The sequence below is a fragment of the Streptomyces blattellae genome (assembly GCF_009709555.1).
Taxonomy (GTDB): domain Bacteria; phylum Actinomycetota; class Actinomycetes; order Streptomycetales; family Streptomycetaceae; genus Streptomyces; species Streptomyces blattellae.
On the sequence record NZ_WJBG01000096.1, the window covers coordinates 1 to 5,188 of the forward strand.

Annotated in this window: 4 protein-coding genes and 2 pseudogenes; 3 read left to right on the forward strand and 3 right to left on the reverse strand. The window is 68.0% G+C overall.

The window, feature by feature from the left end; all coding sequences use genetic code 11:
* Both GFH49_RS01765 and GFH49_RS01770 read left to right on the forward strand, forming a co-directional pair.
* The coding region (locus GFH49_RS01765; RefSeq protein ID WP_155053941.1) for an IS256 family transposase at positions 1–749 on the forward strand (749 nt) is incomplete at its 5' end.
* A gap of 189 nt (positions 750–938) precedes the next feature.
* Positions 939–2,378 carry an argonaute/piwi family protein gene (locus GFH49_RS01770; RefSeq protein WP_230396109.1) on the forward strand — a complete coding sequence of 480 codons (1,440 nt, stop codon included), beginning with the start codon at positions 939–941 and terminating at the stop codon, positions 2,376–2,378.
* A 66-nt stretch (positions 2,379–2,444) separates the two neighbouring features.
* On the opposite strand, the gene GFH49_RS01775 is transcribed toward GFH49_RS01770, so the two are convergent.
* Both GFH49_RS01775 and GFH49_RS01780 read right to left on the reverse strand, forming a co-directional pair.
* Positions 2,445–2,858: a PIN domain-containing protein gene (locus tag GFH49_RS01775; RefSeq protein ID WP_155053943.1), complete on the reverse strand. Its 414-nt coding sequence runs from the start codon at positions 2,856–2,858 to the stop codon at positions 2,445–2,447.
* Complete coding sequence (locus tag GFH49_RS01780; protein WP_155053944.1) at positions 2,855–3,118, reverse strand: CopG family transcriptional regulator; 264 nt, start codon at positions 3,116–3,118, stop codon at positions 2,855–2,857. The genes GFH49_RS01775 and GFH49_RS01780 overlap by 4 nt, the downstream gene beginning before the upstream one ends.
* Positions 3,119–3,335: 217 nt before the next feature.
* Here GFH49_RS01780 and GFH49_RS01785 point away from each other — a divergent pair.
* A pseudogene (locus GFH49_RS01785) lies at positions 3,336–4,727 on the forward strand (IS1634 family transposase); the annotation flags it as partial.
* A 17-nt stretch (positions 4,728–4,744) separates the two neighbouring features.
* Here the strand turns inward: GFH49_RS01785 and GFH49_RS39240 are convergent.
* Positions 4,745–5,188: pseudogene (locus GFH49_RS39240) on the reverse strand (recombinase family protein); the annotation flags it as partial.

Below are 5,188 nucleotides of genomic sequence, written 5' to 3' on the forward strand. Positions count from 1 at the left end.
GTGTTTACCCGGTTTTGTTCGTGGATGCCATCAACGTCAAGATCAGGGACGGGCAGGTCGCGAACCGTCCGGTCTATGTCGTGATGGCGGTGACGGTGGACGGGACCCGCGACATCCTCGGCATCTGGGCCGGCGACGGCGGAGAGGGCGCCAAGTACTGGCTGCACGTGTTCACCGAGCTGAAGAACCGCGGCCTGGACGACGTGCTGATGCTGGTCTGCGACGGGCTGAAGGGTTTTCCCGAGGCGGTGGAGACCGTCTGGCCTCGCACGATCGTCCAGACGTGTGTGGTTCACCTGCTGCGGAACTCGTTCCGATATGCGGCCCGCCAGGACTGGGACAAGGTCGCCAAGGCTCTCAAGCCCGTCTACACCGCGCCCAGCGAGGACGCGGCGACGGAGCGGTTCCTCGAGTTCCAGGAGACGTGGGGCCGAAAGTATCCGGCGATCGTGAAGCTGTGGTCGGACGCCTGGGCCGAGTTCGTGCCCTTCCTCTCCTTCGACGTCGAGATCCGCAAGGTCATCTGCAGCACGAACGCGATCGAGAGCGTCAACGCCCGCATCCGCAGGGCCGTCCGGGCCCGCGGGCACTTCCCCAACGAGGCCGCCGCCCTCAAGTGCATCTACATGGCGCTGATGAGCCTGGACCCGACCGGCAAGGGCCGCAAGAGGTGGACCATGCGCTGGAAAGCACCCCTGAACGCGTTCCAGATCGCCTTCGATGGCCGCCTCACCCCGAGCAACAACTGACCATCAACAACCAAGATCAGCCGTTAAATTGACACACCCTCTTCTCAGTCTGCTCCAGGACGGGGACAGCGACGTCGACCCTGGCGCTCCCCGGCGAAGAAGCCCCGGAAACAAGGCCAGGTCCGCCGGGCGGCGGACGTCCCGTCAGAGAGGCACGGGCAGTGGGAGGCGAGGCCAGTGATGTACTCCGTGGTGCTTGATGAGCCCGAGCTGGAATTCGGCGGTGCGGCCCGGCACATCGATCCTCGGTTCGGCATCACGAACTACGGTCCCGCCGATCTCGGTGCGGCCGATGCTCCACGGGCGATCCGCGTCGGCCTGGTCGGTCCCGCGGATCAACTCGAGGGGCTGCGCCGGTGGCTGGAGCGCTGCCGGGAGCCGATCGCGGCCAAGGACGAGCAGTATCCGCATCTCTTCCCGGAATTCCCCGGCTGCGACACCGACCGCGGTCTGCACACCACCCTGGTCTTCAGCGACCGCAACACGCGCGCGATCAGCAGCCGGGACCTGCGCGCCATCGAGACCGCCGACGGCCCGGCAGCTCTGACCAGGGCTGTGAGCATCTACGCGGAAGAGATCAGGGCACTGGCCGACGAGAACCGGGTCGACGTCCTCCTGGTCGCCAGACCCGAGCAACTCGTCGAGACGATCCGCCGATCATCAGGCCGTACGGGCGAAGCCGTTAGTCCTTCGGAGGACGCCGCTGACGATCCGCCGCTGGGGCAGTTTGCCAACTTCCACGACCTGCTCAAAGCCCGGCTGCTGAACCTGCGCCAGCCCATCCAGATCATCCGGCGCAGCACCTGGGACGAAGCCACCCGCCCTCCCGAGGGCCACAGCCGGCAGGACGAGGCCAGCCGCGCCTGGAACCTCCACGTCGCCCTCTACTACAAGGCCGGCGGCGTGCCCTGGCGCCTCCTGCGCAGCCCCACCGATCTCACCACCTGCTACGTCGGCATCGCGTTCTACCGCAGCGACGACGGAAGCGCCCTGAACACCTCGGTCGCCCAGGTCTTCAACGAACGCGGGGACGGTGTGATCGTGCGCGGAGGACCGGCACGGATCAGCCGCACCGACCGCCAGCCCCACCTGGCACGCGCCGACGCACATGCCCTCCTGCTCCAGGCACTGGATGCCTACCGGCGCGAACACCACACCGCCCCGGCCCGCATCGTGCTGCACAAGACTTCGGCCTTCACCGGCGAGGAGACAGGCGGCTTCCAGGATGCCGCGGACGAACGGTTCATCGACGCGCTGGAGATGAGCTGGGTCACCAGCAGCGAAGGAGCCGCCACCTTCCGCCCCGGCGACGCGCCACCCCTGCGTGGCACCCTCGCTGTCCTCGGCGAACGCGAACTCGCGCTGTACGCCACAGGGAGCATCGAGTTCTACCGGACCTACCCCGGCATGTACATCCCGCGCCCCATCGGCATCAGACCCGTCATCGCCGCCCGGGACCCGCGCGAACTGGCTGCCGAAGTCCTCGCCCTGACCAAGATGAACTGGAACCAGACCCGCCTGGACGGACGGCTCCCCGTCACCCTGCGCACCGCGAACCAGGTCAAGTCCGTCCTGCGCTTCTGCCCACCCGATCAGGCTGTGGCCACCCGATACGCCCACTACATGTAAGGCACACCGCCGGTCGGCGCCACTGCGAGCGGATGCTTCGGCCGCAAGCGGTGACCGGCGGACACATCAGATCTTGATGACGGTGACGCGCCCGCCGCACAGCATGGTGACGTCCTCCGGATCGGAGGTCAGGATCGTGACAGGCCCGGGGGCGGCGAGGGCGGTGGCGCTGAGCATGGCGTCGATGGCGTACTTGTGGCCGTGCAGGCCGGCGTCGGCGAGGAGGGCCGCGGCGCGGCGGGCGATCGGCTCGGTGACCGGCTCGACGACGAGGCGGGACAGGGTCCACTCCAGGGCGGGGCGGTTGATCCGGGGGTGGACGACCTCGACCAGGGTGGCCGCGGACGTGATCACGCGCAGATCGTCGGCGCGGGCCAGGGCGAGCCATCCGGTAACGGACCGGTCGCGCAGTACGGCCTTGGCCAGCCCTTCACTGTCCAGAACCAGCGTGCCGCCTGGAAGGGCGGGGGAGCGGGTCACGCGGCGTCGGCCCCGCCCTGTGTCTGCTGCTGCCGGGCATGGTGCAGCTGCTCGCGCAGGGCCTGGACCTCCTCGTCCGTGACGGGGCCGTGTTGGGCCTCGGCGACGGCGATGAGTTCGTTGAGGTTGTCGCGTTCGATCTGGCGGGCGACGGCGGCGGCGACGTAGGCGGACAGGCCGGAGGGGCCGCTGCGAGCCTTGGCCGCTTCAGCGATGTCGCGCGGCATGGTGATCGAGTACTTGCCAGTAGGCTCACTCATGCTACCTATCCTACCGGCAATCCTCCCCGGTGGTGAGTGCGGAAGTGGAGCCCGCTCAGACCCGGGTTCCGCAGTTAATCGGGGTTCTGGGCCTTGGATGAGGTCGAACTTGCTGGTCAGCGGTGTGTCGGTTGGTGGGAATCGAGGATCGTCCTAGATACACGCTTGTAGGTGATTTCCCTGACGGGCCTGGGGTTTGGGCGCTAGGTTCTAGTCCATGTATCTGCGGTCGACTCCTCGGCGGAACAAGGACGGCACGGTGGTGCGCTACCTGCAGCTGGCGCACAACGTGTGGGACCCGGCGGCGAAGCGGTCCAAAGTGCAGGTCATCTACAACTTCGGCCGGGAGGACGCCTCCAACCGGGACGCGCTGCAGCGGCTGGTGGCCTCGGTGACCCGGTTCCTGGACCCCGACGCTGCCCTGGCCGCGACGGCCGACGGACTGGTCTTCGTGGAGTCCCGGCCGCTGGGCGGCACTTGGGTGCTGGACGGGCTCTGGCAGCAGCTGGAGATCGGCAAGACGATGAAACGGCTGCTCAAGAAGCGTCGCCTCGATGCCAGCGCGGAGCGGGTGCTGTTCGCGCTGGTCGCCAACCGGGCCCTGGCTCCGTCATCGAAGCTCGCGGCGGCCCGGTGGGTCAACGACGACGTCGCGATCGACGGGCTGCCCGCCACCAGCGACGACGCCTGCTACCGGGCGATGGACTGGCTGATCGAGATCTCCGCCACGCTCGAGGAAGAGGTGTTCCACCAGGTCGCCAACCTCCTCAACCTGGAGGTCGACCTGCTGTTCTTCGACACCACCTCCACCTACTTCGAGACCGAGGACGCCGACGAGGCCGTCCCCCGGGACGAACGGGGCCGGCCCGTCGCCGAGGACGAGGCGAGTGACGAGCACCAGGTGCGGGGGTTCCGGTCGTTCGGCAAGTCCAAGGACCACCGCGACGACCTGCCGCAGGTCGTGATCGGGATGGCCGTCACCCGCACCGGCATCCCGGTGCGGATATGGTCCTGGCCCGGCTGCACCAGCGACTCGGCGCTGATCCGGCAGGTCAAGGACGACATGCGCGACTGGACACTCTCCAGGATCGTGTGGGTCGCCGACCGCGGCTTCGCCTCCGAACGCAACCGCCACCACCTGCGCACGGGCGACCACCACTACATCATCGGCGAGAAACTCCGCTCCGGGTCTGCCGAGGCCACCGAGGCACTGGCCCGCCAGGGCCGTTACCAGGACGTCCGCGACAACCTGAGAGTCAAGGAGGTCCGCATCCGCGAGGACGAGCGGTTCGTCATCTGCTTCAACCCCGACGCCGCCGACCGCGACGCCAAGACCAGAGACCGCCTCGTCGCCCACCTCACCGACCTGATCGACAACACCGACAAGCTCACACCGGCCAAGCGGGCCGAGCTGCGCGGGGTGATCTCCACCAAGCCCGGACTCAACCGCTACCTGCGCGTCACGCCCGGCGGGCTGCTGCGCATCGACGCCGCGAAGATCAAGGCCGAGGAGAACCTGGACGGCAAGTACCTGCTGCGCACCTCCGACCCCAAGATGACCACCGAGGACATCGCGCTCGGTTACAAGCAGCTCCTCGAAGTCGAGAGAAGCAAGCCGCAGTGCTGTCATACCTGCGGCTCGGTTTCATCGCCGGTCTCTCCTTCCGGTTCGGTGTTCGTGCTGGCTGCCTGATTGTTCATCCAGGGGCGGCGGTTGTGCTGCCCGCGGGGCACTTGGTGCAGGGTGCGCAGGCGTTCGACCTCGGCGGGGTCGGCGCGCACGATCCGCAGTCCGGCCTGGGGATGGAGGTAGCCGGTGGCCCAGCCGCGCCGCACCCATGCGTCGAGGGTGACTTCGGACATCTGGAGGTGTTCTGCCAGGTCACGCAGCCACCACTCGTGCTCGTGAAGATCAGGGCGGGCCTGGCGGGCCGGGGTGCGTGAGCGTTGGATCCCCAGGGAGCGCAGGAGGTCACGGACGGCGTTCTTGGTGAACGTCCTGCTGCGCTTCGGTGGACGCAGGCCCTCGGCGTTGAGGCGGTCGGCGATCTGCCCGGCGTTCATCCCGGC

Coding starts and splice junctions, on each gene's coding strand:
- GFH49_RS01780 (WP_155053944.1), bottom strand. CDS start 3,118: ATGAGTGAGCCTACTGGCAAGTACTCGATCACCATGCCGCGCGACATC.